A 21,357-nucleotide genomic window follows, 5' to 3' on the forward strand; every position below is an offset into this window, starting at 1 on the left:
AGCTATTCATCGGTCGGAATTGCCTCTTGGTTTGGTCTTGGATCTTCTTTTTTCTTATCCTTTTTATCTTTGATTTGTATGTCATCTCGGGACATACTGGAATCGTGTACTTCACTGGTATTCGAATTAGCTCTTTCTATTTTGGCATTTTTGAAAATCTTGTTTACCAATTCCTTTAAAGTATCAAAGTCAACTTCATAAGACATTCCGATACCTTGTGTGTATCCAATTCCCTGACCTATGTAAGTAATATCGTTTTCTTTATTGAATACTCTTAGATTAAGCGTACCATCTCTGTTCACACGATATTGGATTTCAAGGTCACCAACAATCGCCGTTTCTGTAATTCCTCCAATTGGCACACCCACTTTTCCGTTAACAGTAATTCTGTCATTGATTTTAGAAGAAACGGTAACACCAAATCGTCCGTCAGTTTGTTGTCCCGGAGTTCTGTCGGCAACTATATATTCAGGCGCTATAGAAATTTTATCATTATCACCCGAAAATATATCGCTAAAAAGACTGCTCGCCTTTTCAAATAAATTATTAGACAATTGATTTTGATTAACTCCTTCCTGACTTAAGAAACTACCTGTAGAAAGTAGATAAAGTGCCTGTGTTTGTCTGGCATCTTTATCGTCAAGTTTATATTGAATCTCCGATTTTAATGAACTACTAACATTCGGGAAATTGATATTAAAATCTGGCTCAGGGCTGGTCAAATTTCCTTTGACACCAATAATAACTTCAACATCAACTTTTTTATTGAACGATGGATTATCAATTAAAACCGCAGGATTTGCGGTAGTTTTATAAACAGCTTCAAGATTTAAAACAGCAGCCATTGGATCACCTGTCCAATTTATAGAACCTCCTTTTTTTACATCGAATTTTTTGTCTATTAATCCACCATATTTAAAATTATAGGAACCGGAAACAACCGAGAAATCTCCAAACATTTGAAATTTCCCTAAGGTGTTAATTCTAAAGAGCAGCGTTCCGTTTCCTTTGCCCTTCATACCGTGGCCGCTTTCTCTATTAAGAATTACTTCAATATTGGCAATCTCTGTAATCTCAAAATTAAAATCTAGTTCAAGTCCGTTATAATTTTTAGTCTGTATACCGTTTGCATTTGCCTTTTTCTTCTTTTCTTCAGGCGTTTTAATATGTATGTATTTGCTGTCTTCCACAGCTTCGGCATCGTTTATCGGAATTTTAATATCGGTTCCTTTAGCGGATTCCGCATCTACTTTTATCATCAAATTCTCTGTTGGTCCTTTTATACTTGCCGAACCATTCATAAAAGCATTTCCATAATAAGCCGCATCTTCTTTGTCAACTGTATTTAAAGCCAAAAGACGTTTGGCATAAACAGACAAATCCAACTGCCAGTCACCAAACTGCTTGTGTTTGATATAGCCGCTCAAACTTCCTTTAGTATTGAATTTCGTATCGGTAATATTGGTTTCCCTGATGATGAATTTGTTTTCAGTAACATCAACTACAGAATTCTCATCAAACACATAATCGGTATTTAGATATGGAATTGTTAATCCGGCCTTATCAACAAACAATCTTCCGTTATAATCTAAATTGTTAACATCACCATCAATTCGGGCATTTCCCGATGCAAATCCTCTAATATTGGTAATCACATCACCGCCAATTTTTCCTAAAACGCCGAGGTTGAACTTGTCAAAATTCAAATCAACATCTAACAAGGTTTTGTCATCAACAATCTGAATGTCACCTTTAGCACTAAAAGCTTCTACATTTTCATTTTCTAAATTGGAATTCAAATAGAATTTACGCAGTGTTTCATCGCCCTGAATATCTAAATTCATTTTTCCGAGCGCAATGTCATTGACTTTCAGACTGTCTATCTGCAAGGTTGATGTAGGCTGAAAAATGGCATTACTTTGTTTGAAATTGATCTTCCCGTTTAGGTTTCCGTCAAACTTAAATTTCTCGACATCGGGCGTAACTTTATTCAGATTGACATTATCAAATGTGAGCTGTAAATCCTTATTCTTCTTGCCATTCCATGAGCCAATAAAATTCATGCTTTCATTTCCGTGTGAAAGAACTATATCATTAAACGAGAAATTGCTGAGTTTTTTATCAAAGACTATTTTACTCTTTTCAGGGTTTTCTTTTTCATTTAAAAACCATAGATAATCCTTGAACTGCAGTTCCGATTTATTAAACCCAACTACATTATTATTTTCTTTATTTATGGTGTGATAAAAATTCAGATTGTAGAAATCATTACCTCTTTTTCCACCTTTAAACTCGGTTCTAAATTGCAGCGTATCATTAGAAAACGTATTAATCATACTAAAATCCCGGATTTTATAATGCTTTGTTTTTATAGAATCTAACTGAACGTAGGCATTATACAAAGGATTTCTGTTATCGACCTGAACCAAAATATTGTCAAACGTATTGTCATAGGCAACTATTTTTGGGGAACTGAAATCGAGTTTGAAATTCTTGCTGTCCGAACTGATATTTCCTTTTAATTTGGTGCTTTTGGCAAGGGAAATATCCGGATTAAATATTTCTATAATCTTACTGTTTAAATCGAAATCAAATTTTAAATATTGGTTCGGCAGCACTTTATTGGGTTTATAATTGGAATAAAAACTTCCCAAAGAATTCTCCACCATTTTCTGCAATTGGTTGAATTTATATTTTCCAACCACCGAACCTTCAATCGCATCAGGAGAATTGATAATAATTGCTCTTTCTCCATTGTCATCAAAACTCGAATTGATGTTTAGGTAATCCACAAAAAACAAGTCCTTTTTATTCTGATAAGAAGCATTAGTCAGCAACAGATTTCCTTTTAGATTATCAAAAGAATTTCCTGTAGCATTTACAACGATATCACCTTTAAAAACAGAAATGGAATCTTTAATAAAATTCAGTTTTACCAAATTGGCATAATCAATTTTGGAATGGAAATCATAGATGTTTTCTTTTTTGGATAAGTCCAGAATTCCTTTGAAATCCATAAACAAATTGGGATCATTCACATAGAATTCTCCTTTAAATATAGGCTGCTTGAAACTTCCGTCAACAATGATTTTGGTGTAATTATAACCGTTGTATTTCAATTGATAAACATCGCCTGCAAAAGAAGTATTGATATATTTTTGGGTAAATCCTTTCCCATCAACATCGAGATTCATACTTACTTTTCCGATGGTTTTGTCGTTCATAATAGCACCAACATCAAAATTATCCAGGATGATATTTCCGTTGTATTTTGCATTGTCAATATTATTGATATCGGACATATGCAAATCAGATTCGATGATACCCAATGCGGTATTCATGACAAAATCAGAATTGATATAGTGTTGTGTGACTTCTACACTTCCGGCAAAATTAAATTGCCCTAACTTCTGCAAAGACGTTGGCAGCTTTTTCCCGAGAATATTTGGCAATAGCTTGGTTAAATCGCTGTAATTTGAAGATATTTTATTAAAATCACCATTCATATAAAACTCGCCCGGAGCACGTGGAAACAAGTTCTTGAAATTCACATCGCCTTTGATAATTGAGTTTTTTTGATCTTTTAAATACAAACGAGTAGCATAAAAATTATTCAGCGTTCCTTTGATTTTTGAATTCAGAGAAAACTTCTGATTCTTGGCTAATTCCTTATAAAAATAACGAATGTCATTGGTTGCCAAAGTCGCACTGTCAAGGGTAACATCGAATTTTACCCGGTTATTGAAGTCGCTGAAATCGCGATTGTCTTTGTTATAATTCAATACGACCCGACCTTTCAAAAAAGATTCTTTGGTGGTAACTTCGAGCTTTTCGAGTTTGATACTTTTCTTGGTATACTCAAAATCTGCGATTAAATTATCGACCTGAACGCCACGATGGTCGTGGAAATTCATTCGTTTAATTGCTGCATTTACATTAGGCCCTTTGATTTGAAAATCTTTTAAATGCGCATTTAGCTTCGTAAAATCGACATCTTTTGGATTGGCTCTGTTGTAATCCAACATAACAAAACGGCTGTTGGTAAGATAAACATTTTTCGACTTCATTAAAAACTTGCCACTAGCCTTTTTCCCATCATCAAAAGCATCAACAAATACATCCAAACTCGTGTGCTTCTCTCCTTTGTAATTCTTGATTTGTAAATAAAAATAATCCAGTCGCAAATCGCCAAAAAGCAACTTCCCATTGATAAGTTTGTTTAAATCTAAAATACTGGTTTTAATACGTTGTGAATAAATCAGCGTATCGTTATGATGATCTAAAATCAATACATTTTTAAGTTTTACGCCACCAAAAAAAGTTATTGCAACTTCTTCGATATTGATATTAGTCCCAAAATCTTTATTGATTCTGTCAGTAGTATAATCTGCGATTTTAGTTTGCACAATCGGAAGGGAAAGCGCTATGCTTAGTATTAATAAGAGTAAAAGAAGTCCAACTATTGTCCGAAAAAGAACTTTTCGAAACTTTTTAAAACGGGTATTTGACTTAATTTTTTCCAATTATTATTTTGACTTGGGAAAGAAAATTACCTTTGTAAAAATCTTTACATTTGATTTTCTTAGATCGACTGTCAAATATAAATCAAAAATTGCGCCTTTTATGCATACCGAAGAAGTTTTTATACTGGCTATTGAAAGTTCATGTGACGATACTGCTGCTGCGGTTTTAAGAAATGATAAAGTGCTTTCGAATGTAGTTGCCCGACAAAACATTCATGAAGAATATGGTGGTGTGGTTCCTGAGCTGGCTTCTAGAGCACACCAACAGAATATCGTACCTGTAATTGATGTGGCTTTAAAGAAAGCTAACATCACTAAAAATAAGTTGTCAGCCATTGCTTTTACACAAGGTCCCGGATTGATGGGTTCACTTTTAGTAGGCACTTCTTTTGCCAAATCATTGGCTATGGCTTTGAGAATTCCGTTGATTGCGGTGAATCATATGCACGCTCATATTCTGGCTCATTTTATTGACGAGGAAGGTTTTGACAAACCGGAATTTCCGTTTTTGGCATTGACCATTTCCGGTGGACATACACAAATTGTCAAAGTCAATGACTTTTTCAATATGGAAATTATTGGCGAAACTACCGACGATGCTGTTGGTGAAGCTTTTGACAAAACTGCAAAAATATTAGGCTTTCCTTATCCCGGCGGACCATTGATTGACCAATTTGCCAAAGAAGGTAATCCCAAAAAATATCCGTTTACCAAACCTAAAATTCCGGGTTTGAACTTTAGTTTCTCTGGTTTAAAAACTCAGATACTCTATTTTGTTCAAAAAAATGTATTGGAAAATCCAAACTTCATCGAAGAAAACAAAGCCGACATCTGCGCATCCGTACAGCATACGATTATCGAAATTTTAATGGATAAATTGAAATTGGCTGTGGCCGAAACAGGTATCAATCAGATTGCGATTGGTGGTGGTGTTTCTGCAAATTCGGGTATTCGCCAAACGTTGAATGATGCTGAAAGCAAATACGGCTGGAAGACTTTTGTGCCAAAATTTGAATACACTACAGACAATGCGGCAATGATTGGAATTGTGGGTTATCAAAAATATTTACATGATAAATTTTCGAATGCTGATGTGGTTTCTAAAGCGAGGATAGAGTTTTAATTTTTTTATTTAGATCTCATGAAAAATGCATTACTATTTTTTGCTCTAGCTATTTTGTTATCTTGTTCTTCGACAAAACAAATACCTTACAGTAAGTGTCCGTCTATGGATGAAAATAATTATGAAAGCATTTTGGAAGATAAATTTAAGACCGTCATAAAAAATGATACAATAGAGTTAAATGAAATTAAATTTTTATGTGTTCGAACTGCTTTCTATTTAGACAAAGGAATGTTTGATAGATTTGGGAAATGGCATCAAACAATTCACCCCGATGGTAAAACACCATTTTTATTGTGGCAAAGAGTTAGGCTATTTCCTAACGATACAACCAAATTTACTGTCGCTACAAGAGGATATGAAGGTTTAGAAACAATAAATACTTCTGTTTTAGTTTTTGATGAAAATAACAAAGATTTATTAACTGCTAATTCAGAATATAAATCAAAACTTATTGAATATTTTTCAAATATGATACATACAAACGACAAACGAAAAAAAGACTTTTATGAGCACTTTTGGAAAGAAATTGATCCAGCCCGTTGGGAAGAATTAGAAAAATATAGAAAATTAGGACTACCTACATATTAAAATGCAACTATTCTACAATCCAAATATCACTGAAACCCAAACTTCCTTTGTTTTTGACAAAGAAGAAAGCAAACATATAATTAAAGTACTTCGTAAAAAAGAAAGCGATATTTTACACGTTACAAATGGTTTAGGTTTTTTATTTACAACCAAAATTACCATTGCTTCAGATAATAAATGTACCGTAAAAATTGTTTCTTTTGAAAAACAGCAAGCGTCAAAATTCCATTTGCATTTAGCTGTTGCGCCAACCAAAATGAACGAACGCTACGAATGGTTTTTAGAAAAAGCTACCGAAATTGGAATTCAGGAAATCACACCAATTATCTGTGAGCATTCCGAAAGAAAGGTAATCAAAATAGATAGATTTCAGAAGATTTTAGAATCAGCTATGAAGCAATCTTTGCATTATTATTTACCAAAATTAAACGAACCAATCTCTTTTAAAGATTTTGTCAAAACTCAAAATTCCGGACAATTGTTCATCGCGCATTGCGAGGAAACAGCTAAGAAATCGTTGAAAAATGAATTAAAACCCAATGAAGATGTAACCATACTCATTGGTCCTGAAGGCGATTTTTCTGTTAAAGAAATCCAACAGGCTATTGCTGCTAATTTTATTCCTGTATCTTTGGGAACAACACGTTTACGTACAGAGACCGCAGCAATAGTAGCTTGTCATAGTGTAGTTTTTAAGAATGAAGCATAACGAATTTATGAGAAAACTGACTTATCTTTTTTTATTGATTTCAGCAGTAAGCTTTTCCCAGGAAATTGCATTGCTAAAATACAGTGGCGGTGGCGATTGGTATGCCAATCCAACTTCATTACCCAATTTGATAAAATACTCGAATCAAACGATTAATACTAATATCAAATCAAAAGCAGCCACAGTTGAACCCGGAAGTTCTGAAATCTTCTCCTACCCTTTCGTGCACATGACCGGTCATGGCAATGTCGTTTTTAGCGATGCCGAAATCATCAACCTTAGAAACTATTTACTTTCCGGTGGATTTCTTCATGCCGATGACAATTATGGCATGGATCAATACATACGCAGAGAAATAAAACGTATTTTTCCTAACAATGATTTAATCGAAATACCGGCAAATCATCCTATTTTTCAAAAACCAAATGTTTTTGCCAATGGATTACCAAAAATCCATGAGCATGATGGCAAACGTCCACAAGCATTTGGAATTTTTGTAGACAACCGATTAGTGTTACTCTACACTTCTGAATGTGATTTGGGCGATGGTTGGGAAGATCCTGAAGTTCACAATGACCCAAAAGAAGTGCGCGAAAAAGCATTGAAAATGGGTGCTAATATTTTGAACTACATCTTCAATAATTAAACATATAGTTTTTTTCTCTCATTTTTGATTAAATAATTAGCAAATTATAAAAAATGATGTTGTTCATCGATTTGTTGAAAAGTAGCCTTACTTTTTTAGCAAACTGCTAAATTATTTCCTAAAATTGTGCTAATTAATTAACCACCCGAGGCGAAGCCGAACTGTTTGGAACGCAACGGAAAAAAACCAAATAAAAATGAAAAAAATCTGTTTGTCGTTAGCCGTTATGCTTACGATGTTTTCCTGCCAAAAAGAAGATGATTCACAAACTACGGCTAAAGCATCAAAAAGAGCCTGTGCTTCTCAGGAAGTACTGGAAAGACAATTAAAAGAAAATCCGGAACTGGCTGTGAAGATGAATCAAATCGAAGAGTTTACTGAAAATGCTTTACGAAACCCAAACCAATATCGTTTGGTAAATGGCAAAATTGAAATTCCGGTTGTGGTAAATGTATTATACAGAACAACCGCTGAAAACCTTTCTTTAGCTCAGATTCAATCTCAAATTGATGTTTTAAATAAAGATTTTAATGCTCAAAACTCCGATTACAATCAAGTTCCGACTTTATTTGCCGGTGTAAAAGCAAATGTTGGAATCTCATTTGTTTTAGATCAGGTTATCAGAAAAGCAACTACCAAATCTTCTTGGGGAACAAGAGATGCTATTAAAAAATCGAAACAAGGTGGATTAGATCCAACGAGTCCAACCACAAAATTAAACTTTTGGGTAGGAAAAATTGGTGGCGGAATTTTAGGTTATGCCCAGTTTCCTGGTGGTTCATCAGCTACTGATGGTGTTGTGATTGACCCATTGTATTTTGGTGTTTACAGCAATTCGAGTTCAAGCTATCCTTATAACTTAGGAAGAACGGCTACTCACGAAGTGGGTCACTGGTTAAATCTTCGTCACATTTGGGGAGATGCAACCTGTGGAAATGATTTAGTTGCTGATACGCCATCGCATAACGCACCAAATTATGGCAACCCAACTTATCCACATTACAGCACTTGTTCAGGAACTCCGGTTGAAATGACCATGAATTATATGGATTATACTGATGACAGAGGAATGTATATGTTCTCTGTTGGTCAAAAAGCCCGTATGGATGCCATCTTTGTTTCTGGTGGAGCGAGATTTTCTTTTGCACAACCATAATAATTATTTATATAAATTTGATATAAACTCGTCTTCATCGGCGAGTTTTTTTTTTATTTTTAATGAAATTTATTACCCATGGATAAATCCATTTTATCGGAAGAAATTCAAGAGTTTATTGCTTCAAATATAAATGCTGATGTATCTAAATTGGCGTTGCTGAAAAACAAATTTTCAAATGTGGATTGGACAACAATTCTAAATCAAATTGCAGCCAAACAAAAAGCCAAAACCAAACTTCCTACCTGGTTTCACACTTCGAATATTTATTATCCAAGTAAAATTTCGGTGGAGCAGACGTCTTCCGAAAAAACAGCGGAATACAAATCACAATTGGTTTCCGGGGATAAGCTTATTGATTTGACGGGTGGTTTTGGTGTGGATGATTTCTATTTTTCCAAAAAAGTAAATCAGGTTACGCATTGCGAAATCAATCCTGAATTATCCAAAATTGTGGCTCATAACTTTAAACTATTACAAATACAAAACATTGAATGTCTTGCTGGCGATAGTACTGAAATTCTGGCTAATTTAAATCGAAAATTTGACTGGATTTATATTGATCCTTCCCGAAGAAATGATGTTAAAGGCAAAGTATTTATGCTTAAAGATTGCTTGCCAAATGTTCCTGAATTGCTTGATTTTTATTTTGAATCTGCCAATAACATCATAATTAAAACTGCTCCAATTCTTGATATTACTGCCGGATTATCCGAATTGAAAAGCGTAAAAGTCATTCACATTGTTGCGCTTGAAAATGAAGTGAAGGAACTGCTTTGGATTTTAGAAAAGGATTATTATAAAAACATTCAAATCGTTAGCTGCAACCTGACAAAAGATACAACAGAAACATTTACTTTTGAACTCGGAAATTCATTCATTTCAAATTATAGTCTGCCTAAAAAATATGTTTACGAACCTAATGCTGCGATAATGAAATCGGGTGGATTTGATGAAATTACGGCAAATTTTAATGTTGAAAAACTGCACCAGCATTCGCATTTATTCACTTCGGATATGTTGATTGATTTTCCGGGAAGAGTATTTGAAATTGAAAACAGCTTTGAGTACAACAAACAAAACATGAAATCATTTTTAGAAAACAAAAAAGCCAACATTACTACACGGAATTTTCCGGAAACGGTAGAAAACATTCGCAAAAAATGGAAAATTAAAGATGGTGGAACTATGTATTGTTTTTTTACAACTGATGCAAATAATAATAAAATAGTTTTACTTTGCGCCAAATTAAAATAGATAATGAACAAGATAATTTTAGCCCTATTTCTTTTTACCGACCTAATTGCATTTGCTCAAAAGCCATGCGAAATAGATACCAATGTTAGCGATAGTTTAGGCACTTATAAATCAACCAAACAATTCATCATTTTTGAGAGAAGCTTTGCAGGCAATTCTACAGATATCTTTTTTTCATTAGCAAACAACAACAACATTTTAAGCCTTGAAACACAAATACTAAGAAGAAGCAGCGGTTTTGTTAACGCTTATTGTTTTAATTCAAGTTCACGCATTTATTTGCAATTAAATAATGGTAAAATTGTGACTTTGCTTTATGTAGGAAATGATACTTGCGGCACTTTAATTCAAAATGAAAGTAGTCTAAATAGCCGAATTATGATAGGTTCATTTGTGTTCTCAAAAGAAAATTTTGATGAGTTAAAAGTATCGCCTGTAACCTTTATGAGAATAAAATTTGCCGGAGAAACAATTGATTATCCTTTTAAAACAGAATTCACGGCCGAGCTCGACAAAAAGACCTATCAACCCGAAAGTTACTTTATCAACTATCTAAAGTGTGTTGAAAATTAATCAGCGCAACGCCATTTCTGGTTAGAAACTTCGTCTTTATTACTTCCGTTTAAATTATAATGCCACCATTCTGAATCAAATGATTTGAAGTTGTGCTGCAGCATAATTTCTTTTAGAAACTTTCTGTTAGCCAAAATTTCTTCTGAAAGGTTTTGATACTTATGGCTGGCTTCTTCTCCAAAGAAATCAAATTTGGTTCCCATATTTACTTCTACACCAAGCGAATCAACCAGTGAAATATCGACTGCACCACCACGATTGTGAATCGAACCTTTCTTCGGATTGGCTACAAAATTAGCATCAGGGACGATTTTCCACATCTTTTTCTGAATAGCTTTTGGCCGATAACAATCGTAGAGTTTTATTCTGAAGCCTTTAGTTAAAAACGATTTATTGGCTTCCAATAAAGCCTTCACAGTTTTCACCCGAAGGAAACATTCATCGCAAGGATATACTTTTTCTTTGAGGAAATTATCAGCTGTGGCATATTTCATATCAAACACAAAATCGCTGCTGTAATTTCTAAGATTGACAAAAGCATTGCTGTCATTTTCCTTAGTTATATCTAGTAAAGCTGGTGATTTTTTTGAATCAAGATAGGTTGATTTGCAGGACAACAATAAACCAATCAGCAACAAACAAATTATCTTTTTCATAATTCTAAACTTCATCACTCGTAAACGTAATAAAACTTTTCTTTTTAAATGGTCTGATGATTAATCGTCCTTCGCGGTCAAAACGAATATAATTATAAACCCAATTGAGGAAAACAACAGCTTTGTTTTTGAATCCAATCAACGAAAACAAATGCACAAACATCCATACAAACCAGGCAAAAATGCCACTAAAATGATAATGCGGTAAATCGACAACTGCCAAATTTCTGCCAATGGTTGCCATCGAACCCTTATCATTGTATTCAAAAGGCGTCATTGGTTTTTTATGAATAAGTTTAATCAGGTTTTCTCCCAATAATTTTCCCTGCTGAATTGCCGGTTGCGCCATCATAGGATGCCCTTGCGGATAGTCCTCTGATTCCATCGAACAAATATCACCAATGGCAAAAACATTGCTATAACCAACCACTTGATTGTATTGGTTTACCCTAATTCGTTCTACTTTTTCAACTAACGATTTAGCATCTAATCCGGGAATTTTAGCTCCTTGAACTCCGGCTGTCCAAATTACAGTAGCAGAATCAAAGCTTAAATCGGTATTGGTGCTTATCGTTCTTCCATCGTAATTGGTTACGCGAACATTTTTCCAAATTTTCACACCTAAATCCAGTAGAAATTTTTCAGCCGCTTGCGATGATTTCTCGCTCATTGTATTCAAAATCCGGTCACCGCTTTGAATAAGGTTAATTTCCATTTTATCGATATCCAAATCGGGATAATCTTTTTGAAGAATGGCTTTTTTCATTTCGGCCAAAGCTCCGGCAAGCTCTACACCTGTTGGTCCGGCTCCAACCAAAACAAAATTGATTAACGTATTTCTATCCGCTTCATTTGTTGTTAAAACCGCTTGTTCAAAATTTTCCAAAATCAAACTACGAATATTTAACGATTGTGGAATGGTTTTCATTGACATCGAATAGCGTTCGATTTCTTTATTGCCAAAATAATTAGTTTTGGAACCCGTAGCAATGATTAGATAATCGTAATTCAAATCCCCAATTTCGGAAATTATTGTTTGGTTTTTGGTGTCAATTTCCTTGACGGATGTCAATCGGAAGAAGAAATCATTATACTCCTGAATGACTTTCCGAATCGGATAAGCAATCGAACCGGCTTCTAATCCGCCCGTGGCCACCTGATATAATAAAGGTTGAAAGGTGTGGTAATTGTGTTTGTCGATCAGTACCACCTGAACATTCTTATTTCGAAGTTTTTTGGAAATTGCTATTCCGGCAAAACCGCCACCAATAATAACAACACGAGGTTTTTTTGAAGTTGGAATGTTCATTTGACTTGTTTAATTTTCATCTCGAAAAGCAACATTGCCTTTCCATTTCATAAATCCGCCTTCCAGATTAAAAGTGTTTTCAAAACCCATTTGGTTCATAATGGCACATGCCTGCGCACTTCTTGCACCTGCTTTACAATAGACATAATAGTTTTTGGTTTTGTCTAATTCGTCTAATTTATAAATAAAACCTTGACCCTTATATATATCATTTAAAACGGCATTCGGAATAATTCCTTCATTCCACTCTTCTTCTGTTCTAACATCCAGGATAACCGCATTAGGATCGTTTTCTAATTTTGTTTTCCATTCTTCTTGTGATAAATTCATCGCTTCTAATTTTTGAATAACAAATATACTTTATTGTTAATTTAAATCCCATTGATTAAAGAGCAAACTTCTACTCTACTAAAAAATTAACAAAAAAATAACAAACATTTGTATATACAAATAAAAATATGTTATACATTTGTATCTACAAATATTGTACTGGTAATTATGAAAATAGAAGACGTGATAAAATCAACAGTAACATTAGATGATTCCAAAAAAGTCATACTAAATATTATGTTTACCCAAAACGTTATCAATGACAAGTTTACCGAAATAATGAAGCCTTATGATTTATCGGGAGAACAATATAATGTTTTGAGGATACTACGGGGTCAAAAAGGTTGTCCTGCTAATATGTGCATCATTCAGGAACGAATGTTAGCCAAAAACAGCAACACTACCCGACTGATAGACAAATTACTTTTAAAGGATTTTGTAACTCGTGAAGTTTGCCCTGATAACCGCAGAAAAATAGAAGTCATGATTACACAAAAAGGATTAGATGTTCTAAATGAATTAGATCCATTTGTACTGGAGCACGAACAACTTTTTGCCAAAAACCTAACTCAAGCCGAGTTGGAACAATTGAATACCTTATTAGAAAAATACAGAACATTAAAATAATTAATTACACCTATGACAAATTTTATAAAAAACGCCAACTGGCGTTACGCCACCAAAAAATTTGATGCTACAAAAAAAGTGTCAGCAGAAGATTTAGAAACTTTAAAAGAAGCGATTCGTTTATCAGCTTCGTCTTATGGGCTACAACCATACAAAGTTTTAATTATTGACAATCCCGAATTAAGAGCGCAATTGCAACCGGCAGCTTGGGGACAGTCGCAAATTGTAGATGCTTCTCAATTATTAATATTTGCAAATATTACTGACTTTGGTGATGCTCAAATTGACACTTATTTGGAGAATATTTCAGAAACCAGAGGAATTCCGGCTGAAGCCATACAAGGATATGGTGATTTTATGAAATCAAAAATTTCAACACTTCCGGTTGAGAAAAGAAATACTTGGACAGCTAAACAAACCTATTTAGCTTTGGGCAATCTTTTAAATGCTGCAGCCGAATTAAACATTGATGTAACACCAATGGAAGGATTTGAACCTGAAAAAGTTAACGAAATCCTTGGTCTGGACAAATTAGGACTAAACGCTTCTTTAATAGCAACTGTTGGTTACCGTCATGAAGAAGATGCAACCCAACACTATGTTAAAGTGCGCAAATCAAACGAAGAATTATTTATCAATTTATAATCAATACTTAAATATTAAAAACAATGAAAAATTTAAAAACAATTGCAATCGCATTAGTAGTAGCTTTCGGAACAACAATAGCTACAGCACAAAGTAAAAAAATCAACGTAGAGAAAAGCACCATCAACTGGAACGCTAAAAAAGTAACCGGAGAACACTCGGGAACAGTTAATTTTCAAGATGGAACTCTAATTTTCAAAAAAGGAAAAGTGGCTGGTGGAAATTTCACAGTTGACATGACTTCTGTAAATACTACTGATTTATCAGGTGAATGGAAAGGAAAATTAGACGGACATTTAAAATCTCCAGATTTCTTTAGCACAGAAAAATTCAAAACATCGACTTTAGTATTCAAAAAAATTGCTGCAAAAGCAAACGGAGTTTATACAGTAACTGCTGATTTAACTATCAAGGGAATCACAAATCCGGTAACTTTTGATTTGGCTGTAAAAGGAAATACAGCTTCAACATTGGTAAAAATTGACAGAACTAAATACGATATCAAATACGGTTCTAAAAGCTTCTTTGAAAGCATTGGAGACAAAGCTATCAATGATGATTTCGACTTAACTGTAAACCTACAGTTCTAAAAAGGGAACTATTGCTATGAAAAACCTCGTCTCGTTTTTAGAACGAGAGAGGTTTTTTTTATTTTTTGTTTGGAAATTAAAAACACATTCCTATATTTGTTAAATACAAATTCAAAAATGAAAAACGTTTTAAATAATACTTGGTGGTGGAATAGTTTACGTCAGTCGTCGTGAAGTAGTCCGTTATTGGTATCATTTATCCAAATAATATAAAAGACTTGTCATTCACGACAGGTCTTTTTTCATTTAAACAACTTTGAACATGCAACAGTTTAAATTACATACACAGCACAAACAAATCCTCGCCGACACGATTACGCCGGTAAGCATTTATCTCAAAATTCGGGATAAGTTTCCGAATAGCATTTTGTTAGAAAGTAGCGATTATCATACTGCCGACAATAGTTTCTCCTATATCTGCTGCAATCCTATCGCTTCGATAAAAATCGAAAATAATAGCATTGTGAGTTCTTTTCCTGATGGAACTTCAGATAAAATTGCCATTTCCACTTCCGTGAATGTGCCGAAGATTATTGAAGAATTCGCTTCTAAATTCCAACCCGAAAAGAATAACTTCAAGTTCATCAACAATGGCTTGTTTGGTTATATCAACTACGATGCGGTGCAATATTTCGAAAAAATAAGTATTCAAAAAAGAACCGATGATTTGGCGATTCCCGATTTGTATTATGCGGTTTACCAAAACATTATTGCTATTAATCATTTCAAAAACGAAGCGTATATCTTTTGCCACAGCATTGATAACAGCAATAACATCAAGGAAATTGAACAACTATTGCAAACCAAAACCTTTGCGAGTTACCGTTTTACCAAAGAAGGAAATTCGGTTTCCAATTTAACTGATGCCGAATTTAAATCGAATGTGGCTTTAGCCAAAAAACACTGTCATCGTGGCGATGTGTTTCAGTTGGTTTTGTCACGTCGATTTTCACAGGCTTTTAAAGGTGATGAATTTAATGTTTACAGAGCTTTGCGAAATATTAATCCTTCACCCTATTTGTTCTTTTTTGATTATGGAAATTTCAAGATTTTTGGGTCTTCGCCCGAAGCACAACTCGTAATTTCAAATAAGCATGCCGAAATTCATCCAATCGCCGGAACTTTTAAACGTACAGGAAACGATGAACAGGATGCCGAATTAGCTAAAAAATTATCCGAAGACGCCAAAGAAAACAGCGAACATGTTATGTTAGTTGATTTGGCCAGAAATGATTTAAGCAGAAATTGCACTGAGGTAAAAGTCGAAAAATACAAAGAAGTCCAATTCTTTTCTCATGTCATTCATTTGGTTTCCAAAGTCACCGGAAAACTAACCGGAAGTTCGATGAAGTTAGTTGCTAATACTTTTCCCGCGGGAACCTTAAGCGGCGCACCAAAACACAAAGCAATGCAATTGATAGAAGAAATCGAAAACACAAACCGAACATTTTATGGTGGTGCCATTGGTTTCATGGATTTTGAAGGCAATTTTAATCACGCGATTATGATTCGAACTTTCCTTTCCAAAAATCATCAACTGCATTATCAGGCTGGCGCCGGAATCGTAGAAAGTTCCTCAGAAGAAAACGAAATGCTGGAAGTTTACAATAAATTAGGAGCTCTCAACAAAGCACTCGAATTAGCAGAAACAATATAGTTATGAAGAAGATAGCAGTCATCGACAATTACGATAGTTTTACATACAATCTCGTTCATTATCTGGAAGATTTGAATACAAAAGTCACAGTATTCAGAAACGACGAATTTGACTTGGAAGAATTACAATCTTTCGACAAGATTCTCCTTTCGCCTGGTCCGGGAATTCCGGATGAAGCTGGTTTGCTAAAAGCTGTGATTTCAAAATATGCCGAAAGCAAAAGCATACTTGGTGTTTGTTTGGGTCAACAAGCCATCGGAGAAGTCTTTGGCGGAAGCCTTATAAACCTTGATAAAGTATATCACGGTGTTGCTACAAAAGTGACGCAATCTGTTATAGACGAAACGCTTTTTAATGGTTTGCCAAATGATTTTGAAGTCGGACGTTACCACTCCTGGGTGGTTGCCAATGCTGATTTCCCTGCTGTTTTGGAAATCACTTCAACAGATGAAAACGGACAAATCATGTCATTACGCCACAAAACATTAGACGTAAAAGGTGTGCAATTCCATCCTGAAAGTGTTCTGACGCCTTTTGGCAAACAAATTTTAGAAAATTGGGTAAACTCATGAAAACAATTTTAAACCGATTAATAAATCACGAAACGCTTTCAAAAGCAGAAGCCAAAGAAGTCTTAGTTAACATTTCCTCGGGACAATACAATCCGAGTCAGATTGCTTCGTTTTTGACAGTCTATATGATGCGAAACATTACCATTGAAGAACTTTCCGGCTTTCGCGAAGCACTTTTAGAGCTTTGCATTCCCGTTGACTTTTCAGCCTACAATACCATCGATTTATGCGGAACCGGTGGCGATGGAAAAGATACGTTCAACATCTCAACCTTGGCTTCCTTTGTTGTTGCCGGAAGCGGAATTCACGTTGCCAAGCATGGAAACTATGGAGTTTCTTCCATTTCAGGTTCGAGTAATGTGATGGAAACTTTGGGCGTAAAATTCAGCAATGAAAAAGATTTCTTAGCCAAATGTATTGACCAAGCGAATATTGCCATTCTTCACGCACCTTTGTTTCATCCGGCAATGAAGAACGTTGGTCCGATTCGAAAAGAACTTGGCGTTAAAACGTTCTTTAATATGCTTGGACCTATGGTAAATCCATCCTTTCCAAAGAACCAATTGGTAGGTGTTTTTAGTTTGGAATTGGCTCGTATGTATGCATATCTGTATCAAAATACGAATGTAAATTATACGATTCTTCACGCTTTGGATGGTTATGACGAAATTTCATTAACTGCCGATGCCAAGATGATTACCAAAAACTCCGAAAGCATTGTCAATGCTGATGATTATCAATTGTCCAAACTATATTTTGAAGAAATAAAAGGCGGTGAAACCATTGAAGAATCAGCTAATATTTTCATGAATATTATTTCCGGAAAAGGAACTGAAGCCCAACAAAATGTGGTTTGTGCCAATGCTGCGTTAGCGATTGCAACAGTTGAGAATTCATCTATAATTAATGCATTTGCGAAAGCTAAAGAAAGTTTACAATCCGGAAAAGCCTTAGAGAAACTACAAAAACTGCAACAAATCAGTCAAAACTCATGAGTATTTTAGATCAAATAATCGCCAGTAAAAAGAAAGAAATAGCTTTAAAGAAGGCCGTGGTTTCGGTTGCGCAATTGGAAAACGCTGATTTGTTCAACAAAAAAACGAACTCTTTGAGCAAGTCGATTGTCAATTCGCCATTCGGAATTATAGCCGAACACAAACGCCGGTCGCCTTCAAAAGCTACAATTAATAGCAGTTTTTCAGTTGAAGAAATCGTGAAAGGTTATGAAAACGGAGGCGCTTCCGGGATATCTGTTTTAACCGATATGCAGTATTTTGGAGGTTCGTTGGAAGATTTGCTTTTAGCACGAGCTGCTGTTCAAATTCCGTTATTGCGAAAAGAATTCATTGTAGATGAATATCAGTTATTGGAAGCCAAAGCCTTTGGTGCTGATGCTATACTGCTGATTGCAGCCGTTTTATCCAAAAATGAAATCAAACAACTTTCAGAGTTTGCGCATTCATTGGCTTTAGAAGTTTTATTGGAAGTGCATAATCGTGAAGAATTAGATAAAAGCATCATGCCAAGTCTTGATTTGATTGGCGTGAACAACCGAAACCTGAAAACCTTTGAAGTGAGTTTGCAGAACAGCATCGATTTATCAAACCATATTCCGAACAACTTTGTAAAAATTTCCGAAAGTGGAATAACCACAACTGATGACATAAAATTACTGAGAAGCTACGGGTTTGAAGGCTTTCTGATTGGTGAAAACTTTATGAAAACCGACAATCCAGGGAAAAGTCTGGAGCAATTTATCAATCAACTAAAAGGATAATGGCAATCAAAATCAAAATATGTGGTATGAAATTCACTGAAAACATAAGTGAAATTGTTGAGTTGCAGCCTGATTATTTGGGTTTCATCTTCTATGAAAAGTCTCCGCGTAATTTTGAAAATACAATTCCAAACATTGATAAATCCATTCAAAAAGTGGGCGTTTTTGTCAATGCATCGTTTGAAATAATTCAGGAAAAAGTAAAACAACATGAATTAGATTTGGTTCAATTACATGGAGATGAAAGTCCCGAATTTTGTCATCTGTTACTACAAAATAAATTTAAAGTAATCAAAGCATTTAGTATTGATAACCAATTTAATTTTAATACTTTAAACAATTATACTAATTATTGCGATCACTTTCTTTTTGACACTAAAGGAACAAATTACGGCGGCAATGGAATTACTTTCGATTGGTCAGTTTTAGAAAACTATCATTTGGATAAGCCTTATTTTTTAAGTGGTGGAATTGGAGCAGAAAATATCGAAGAAGTAAAATCATTTCTATCAAAAGACTATTCCAAAAACTGTATCGCAATCGACTGTAACAGTAAACTAGAACTATCACCAGGATTAAAATCAACAGAAAAAACAAACCAGCTTATAAACGCTTTTAAAGAATAAACTATGAAAACGAGTTACAATGTAAACGAAAAAGGATTTTACGGCGAGTTTGGTGGTGCATTCATTCCGGAAATGCTATATCCGAATGTAGAGGAATTACGTCAACAGTATTTATCCGCAACAGCCGAACCTTCATTTCAGGAAGAATTTCATTCGCTTTTAAAAGAATATGTAGGCAGACCAACGCCATTGTACTTTGCCAAGCGATTGTCGGAACAGTTCAATACCAAAATTTATTTAAAGCGCGAAGACTTGTGTCATACCGGCGCACATAAAATCAATAATACCATTGGACAAATTTTGTTAGCCAAAAAACTGGGGAAAACCAGAATAATAGCCGAAACCGGCGCAGGGCAACACGGCGTGGCAACTGCGACAGTTTGTGCGCTTATGGGTTTGCAATGCATTGTATACATGGGAGAAATTGATATTGAACGCCAAGCTCCAAATGTAGCCCGAATGAAAATGCTTGGAGCTGAAGTGCGTCCGGCAACTTCTGGATCTAAAACTTTAAAAGACGCAACGAATGAAGCAATTCGCGATTGGATTAACAATCCAGTTGATACTTTTTATATCATTGGTTCTGTAGTTGGACCTCATCCGTATCCAGATATGGTGGCGCGGTTTCAGAGTGTGATTTCAGAGGAAATTCAGAAACAGCTTTTAGAACACGAAAATAGAGAAAACCCGGATTATGTAATTGCGTGTGTTGGTGGTGGAAGCAATGCAGCCGGAGCTTTCTATCATTTTTTAGATAATGAAAACGTAAAACTAATCGCTGTAGAAGCAGCCGGAAAAGGTGTTGATTCCGGAGAAAGCGCTGCAACTTCTATTCTTGGAAAGATCGGCGTTATTCATGGAAGCAAGACGCTTTTGATGCAAACCAAAGATGGACAAATCACTGAACCCTACTCTATTTCGGCAGGTTTGGATTATCCCGGTGTTGGACCAATGCATTCGCATTTGTTTGAAACCAAAAGAGCCGAATTTATTGCTATTACTGACGATGATGCGATGAAAGCCGGAATAGCATTAGCCAAAACCGAAGGTATTATTCCGGCGATTGAAAGCTCACATGCTTTGGCAGTTTTACATCAAAAGAAATTCAAGCCCGAAGATGTTGTTGTGATTAATTTGTCTGGTCGTGGCGATAAGGATCTGAATACGTATATCAACTATTTTAACTTATAAAAATGAATAGAATTCAAAACAAATTATCAGAGAATAAAAAAATACTATCTATTTATTTTTCAGCAGGTTTTCCTAATTTAAACGACACTAAAAGTTTAATTGAAAACTTAGCCAAAAATAATGTTGATATGATTGAAATCGGTTTGCCGTTTAGCGACCCTTTAGCCGACGGACCAACCATACAAGCCAGCTCTACACAAGCTTTAAAAAATGGAATGACAACCGAAATTTTGTTTGAACAAATCAAAGACATTCGGGAAACCGTAGAAATTCCGTTAATCATCATGGGGTATTTCAATCCGATTTTACAATTTGGAATTGAAAACTTTCTGAAAAAATGTCGCGAAATTGGCATTGACGGCTTAATAATTCCGGATTTACCATTAGAAATATACCTTTCAGAACACAAACAGCTCTTTGAAGATTATGGCATTGCAATGATTTTCCTGATTACGCCTCAAACATCAGAAGAACGCATCCGTTTGATTGATGAGAATTCGAATGCATTTATTTATATGGTTAGCAGTTCTAGTGTAACGGGAAGCAGAGATAGTTTTGACGACAATCAATTGGCATATTTTGAAAGAATCGCGTCCATGAATTTAAAAAATCCACAAATAGTTGGATTCGGAATTAGCAACAAAACTACTTTTCAACAAGCTGTAAAACATCAAAAAGGAGCTATTATTGGCAGTAGTTTTATTCAATTTATTGCTAACAATCCAATAGTAAACATTTCTGTATTCATCCAAAATTTGCTTTAGATAATTTTACATATAGTATTGATAATTAATTTTAT

Annotated in this window: 21 protein-coding genes; 17 read left to right on the forward strand and 4 right to left on the reverse strand. The window is 34.8% G+C overall.

Going from position 1 to position 21,357, the window contains the following annotated elements:
* Positions 1 to 2: 2 nt before the first annotated feature.
* Entirely contained in the window at positions 3 to 4,406 is a 4,404-nt protein-coding gene (locus L1S35_RS04165; RefSeq protein WP_236396909.1) for a translocation/assembly module TamB domain-containing protein, read from the reverse strand.
* Between the two features lie 217 nt (positions 4,407 to 4,623).
* On the opposite strand from L1S35_RS04165, the gene tsaD reads away from it, so the two are divergent.
* The 7 genes from tsaD to L1S35_RS04200 all read left to right on the forward strand — a co-directional run bounded on the left by tsaD (position 4,624) and on the right by L1S35_RS04200 (position 10,578).
* Positions 4,624 to 5,646: a tRNA (adenosine(37)-N6)-threonylcarbamoyltransferase complex transferase subunit TsaD gene (gene tsaD / locus L1S35_RS04170; protein ID WP_236396911.1), complete on the forward strand. Its 1,023-nt coding sequence runs from the start codon at positions 4,624 to 4,626 to the stop codon at positions 5,644 to 5,646.
* An 18-nt stretch (positions 5,647 to 5,664) separates the two neighbouring features.
* Complete coding sequence (locus L1S35_RS04175) at positions 5,665 to 6,237, forward strand: hypothetical protein (protein WP_236396913.1); 573 nt, start codon at positions 5,665 to 5,667, stop codon at positions 6,235 to 6,237.
* Between the two features lies 1 nt (position 6,238).
* The gene (locus L1S35_RS04180) at positions 6,239 to 6,946 is read left to right on the forward strand and encodes a 16S rRNA (uracil(1498)-N(3))-methyltransferase (protein ID WP_236396915.1); all 708 of its coding nucleotides are present in this window, start codon (positions 6,239 to 6,241) and stop codon (positions 6,944 to 6,946) included.
* Between the two features lie 7 nt (positions 6,947 to 6,953).
* Positions 6,954 to 7,592 carry a DUF4159 domain-containing protein gene (locus L1S35_RS04185; protein WP_236397298.1) on the forward strand — a complete coding sequence of 213 codons (639 nt, stop codon included), beginning with the start codon at positions 6,954 to 6,956 and terminating at the stop codon, positions 7,590 to 7,592.
* A gap of 196 nt (positions 7,593 to 7,788) precedes the next feature.
* Complete coding sequence (locus tag L1S35_RS04190) at positions 7,789 to 8,748, forward strand: zinc metalloprotease (protein WP_236396918.1); 960 nt, start codon at positions 7,789 to 7,791, stop codon at positions 8,746 to 8,748.
* A 78-nt stretch (positions 8,749 to 8,826) separates the two neighbouring features.
* Positions 8,827 to 10,005: a THUMP-like domain-containing protein gene (locus L1S35_RS04195; protein ID WP_236396920.1), complete on the forward strand. Its 1,179-nt coding sequence runs from the start codon at positions 8,827 to 8,829 to the stop codon at positions 10,003 to 10,005.
* Positions 10,006 to 10,008: 3 nt separating this feature from the next.
* A complete protein-coding gene (locus L1S35_RS04200; RefSeq protein WP_236396922.1) occupies positions 10,009 to 10,578 on the forward strand; it encodes a hypothetical protein in 570 nt (189 codons plus the stop codon).
* On the opposite strand, the gene L1S35_RS04205 is transcribed toward L1S35_RS04200, so the two are convergent.
* The 3 genes from L1S35_RS04205 to L1S35_RS04215 are packed head-to-tail and all read right to left on the reverse strand — an operon-like array spanning position 10,575 to position 12,873.
* Positions 10,575 to 11,234 (reverse strand): M15 family metallopeptidase, encoded by a 660-nt coding sequence (locus L1S35_RS04205; RefSeq protein ID WP_236396924.1) that lies wholly within the window; start codon positions 11,232 to 11,234, stop codon positions 10,575 to 10,577. The genes L1S35_RS04200 and L1S35_RS04205 overlap by 4 nt on opposite strands.
* 4 nt (positions 11,235 to 11,238) lie before the next feature.
* On the reverse strand, positions 11,239 to 12,543 hold the full coding sequence (locus L1S35_RS04210; RefSeq protein ID WP_236396926.1) for an NAD(P)/FAD-dependent oxidoreductase: 1,305 nt from the start codon (positions 12,541 to 12,543) through the stop codon (positions 11,239 to 11,241).
* 9 nt (positions 12,544 to 12,552) lie between these two features.
* Positions 12,553 to 12,873, reverse strand: a complete 321-nt coding sequence (locus tag L1S35_RS04215) for a rhodanese-like domain-containing protein (protein ID WP_236396927.1) — start codon at positions 12,871 to 12,873, stop codon at positions 12,553 to 12,555.
* Between the two features lie 168 nt (positions 12,874 to 13,041).
* Here L1S35_RS04215 and L1S35_RS04220 point away from each other — a divergent pair, with 168 nt between their 5' ends.
* From L1S35_RS04220 to trpA, 10 genes are all read left to right on the forward strand, one after another.
* On the forward strand, positions 13,042 to 13,500 hold the full coding sequence (locus tag L1S35_RS04220; protein WP_236396929.1) for a MarR family winged helix-turn-helix transcriptional regulator: 459 nt from the start codon (positions 13,042 to 13,044) through the stop codon (positions 13,498 to 13,500).
* Positions 13,501 to 13,512: 12 nt separating this feature from the next.
* Complete coding sequence (locus tag L1S35_RS04225; protein WP_236396931.1) at positions 13,513 to 14,145, forward strand: NAD(P)H-dependent oxidoreductase; 633 nt, start codon at positions 13,513 to 13,515, stop codon at positions 14,143 to 14,145.
* Between the two features lie 23 nt (positions 14,146 to 14,168).
* Complete coding sequence (locus L1S35_RS04230) at positions 14,169 to 14,735, forward strand: YceI family protein (protein WP_236396933.1); 567 nt, start codon at positions 14,169 to 14,171, stop codon at positions 14,733 to 14,735.
* 262 nt (positions 14,736 to 14,997) lie between these two features.
* Positions 14,998 to 16,392 carry an anthranilate synthase component I family protein gene (locus L1S35_RS04235; protein WP_236396935.1) on the forward strand — a complete coding sequence of 465 codons (1,395 nt, stop codon included), beginning with the start codon at positions 14,998 to 15,000 and terminating at the stop codon, positions 16,390 to 16,392.
* A 2-nt stretch (positions 16,393 to 16,394) separates the two neighbouring features.
* On the forward strand, positions 16,395 to 16,964 hold the full coding sequence (locus L1S35_RS04240; RefSeq protein WP_236396937.1) for an anthranilate synthase component II: 570 nt from the start codon (positions 16,395 to 16,397) through the stop codon (positions 16,962 to 16,964).
* Positions 16,961 to 17,959, forward strand: coding sequence for an anthranilate phosphoribosyltransferase (gene trpD / locus L1S35_RS04245; RefSeq protein ID WP_236396940.1), 999 nt, complete (start codon positions 16,961 to 16,963; stop codon positions 17,957 to 17,959). The genes L1S35_RS04240 and trpD overlap by 4 nt, the downstream gene beginning before the upstream one ends.
* Complete coding sequence (trpC, locus tag L1S35_RS04250; RefSeq protein WP_236396942.1) at positions 17,956 to 18,741, forward strand: indole-3-glycerol phosphate synthase TrpC; 786 nt, start codon at positions 17,956 to 17,958, stop codon at positions 18,739 to 18,741. Before trpD ends, trpC begins: the two co-directional genes overlap by 4 nt.
* Positions 18,741 to 19,367: a phosphoribosylanthranilate isomerase gene (locus L1S35_RS04255; protein ID WP_255700826.1), complete on the forward strand. Its 627-nt coding sequence runs from the start codon at positions 18,741 to 18,743 to the stop codon at positions 19,365 to 19,367. Before trpC ends, L1S35_RS04255 begins: the two co-directional genes overlap by 1 nt.
* A gap of 3 nt (positions 19,368 to 19,370) precedes the next feature.
* Entirely contained in the window at positions 19,371 to 20,558 is a 1,188-nt protein-coding gene (gene trpB, locus L1S35_RS04260; protein ID WP_236396944.1) for a tryptophan synthase subunit beta, read from the forward strand.
* 2 nt (positions 20,559 to 20,560) lie between these two features.
* Entirely contained in the window at positions 20,561 to 21,322 is a 762-nt protein-coding gene (gene trpA, locus L1S35_RS04265; RefSeq protein WP_236396946.1) for a tryptophan synthase subunit alpha, read from the forward strand.
* The last annotated feature ends 35 nt before the right edge of the window (positions 21,323 to 21,357 follow it).

Origin of the sequence: Flavobacterium anseongense, assembly GCF_021608185.1 — a bacterium.
Classification (GTDB): Bacteria; Bacteroidota; Bacteroidia; order Flavobacteriales; family Flavobacteriaceae; genus Flavobacterium; species Flavobacterium anseongense.

Excerpts from the sequence above, each read along its gene's own strand:
- L1S35_RS04190 (WP_236396918.1), top strand. The coding sequence starts at position 7,789 with ATGAAAAAAATCTGTTTGTCGTTAGCCGTTATGCTTACGATGTTTTCC.
- trpB (WP_236396944.1), top strand. The coding sequence starts at position 19,371 with ATGAAAACGAGTTACAATGTAAACGAAAAAGGATTTTACGGCGAGTTT.
- L1S35_RS04210 (WP_236396926.1), bottom strand. The coding sequence starts at position 12,543 with ATGAACATTCCAACTTCAAAAAAACCTCGTGTTGTTATTATTGGTGGC.
- L1S35_RS04215 (WP_236396927.1), bottom strand. The coding sequence starts at position 12,873 with ATGAATTTATCACAAGAAGAATGGAAAACAAAATTAGAAAACGATCCT.
- L1S35_RS04255 (WP_255700826.1), top strand. The coding sequence starts at position 18,741 with ATGGCAATCAAAATCAAAATATGTGGTATGAAATTCACTGAAAACATA.
- L1S35_RS04195 (WP_236396920.1), top strand. The coding sequence starts at position 8,827 with ATGGATAAATCCATTTTATCGGAAGAAATTCAAGAGTTTATTGCTTCA.
- L1S35_RS04235 (WP_236396935.1), top strand. The coding sequence starts at position 14,998 with ATGCAACAGTTTAAATTACATACACAGCACAAACAAATCCTCGCCGAC.
- tsaD (WP_236396911.1), top strand. The coding sequence starts at position 4,624 with ATGCATACCGAAGAAGTTTTTATACTGGCTATTGAAAGTTCATGTGAC.
- L1S35_RS04230 (WP_236396933.1), top strand. The coding sequence starts at position 14,169 with ATGAAAAATTTAAAAACAATTGCAATCGCATTAGTAGTAGCTTTCGGA.
- L1S35_RS04240 (WP_236396937.1), top strand. The coding sequence starts at position 16,395 with ATGAAGAAGATAGCAGTCATCGACAATTACGATAGTTTTACATACAAT.
- L1S35_RS04180 (WP_236396915.1), top strand. The coding sequence starts at position 6,239 with ATGCAACTATTCTACAATCCAAATATCACTGAAACCCAAACTTCCTTT.
- L1S35_RS04225 (WP_236396931.1), top strand. The coding sequence starts at position 13,513 with ATGACAAATTTTATAAAAAACGCCAACTGGCGTTACGCCACCAAAAAA.
- L1S35_RS04175 (WP_236396913.1), top strand. The coding sequence starts at position 5,665 with ATGAAAAATGCATTACTATTTTTTGCTCTAGCTATTTTGTTATCTTGT.
- L1S35_RS04220 (WP_236396929.1), top strand. The coding sequence starts at position 13,042 with ATGAAAATAGAAGACGTGATAAAATCAACAGTAACATTAGATGATTCC.
- trpD (WP_236396940.1), top strand. The coding sequence starts at position 16,961 with ATGAAAACAATTTTAAACCGATTAATAAATCACGAAACGCTTTCAAAA.
- L1S35_RS04185 (WP_236397298.1), top strand. The coding sequence starts at position 6,954 with ATGAGAAAACTGACTTATCTTTTTTTATTGATTTCAGCAGTAAGCTTT.
- L1S35_RS04200 (WP_236396922.1), top strand. The coding sequence starts at position 10,009 with ATGAACAAGATAATTTTAGCCCTATTTCTTTTTACCGACCTAATTGCA.
- trpA (WP_236396946.1), top strand. The coding sequence starts at position 20,561 with ATGAATAGAATTCAAAACAAATTATCAGAGAATAAAAAAATACTATCT.
- L1S35_RS04205 (WP_236396924.1), bottom strand. The coding sequence starts at position 11,234 with ATGAAAAAGATAATTTGTTTGTTGCTGATTGGTTTATTGTTGTCCTGC.
- trpC (WP_236396942.1), top strand. The coding sequence starts at position 17,956 with ATGAGTATTTTAGATCAAATAATCGCCAGTAAAAAGAAAGAAATAGCT.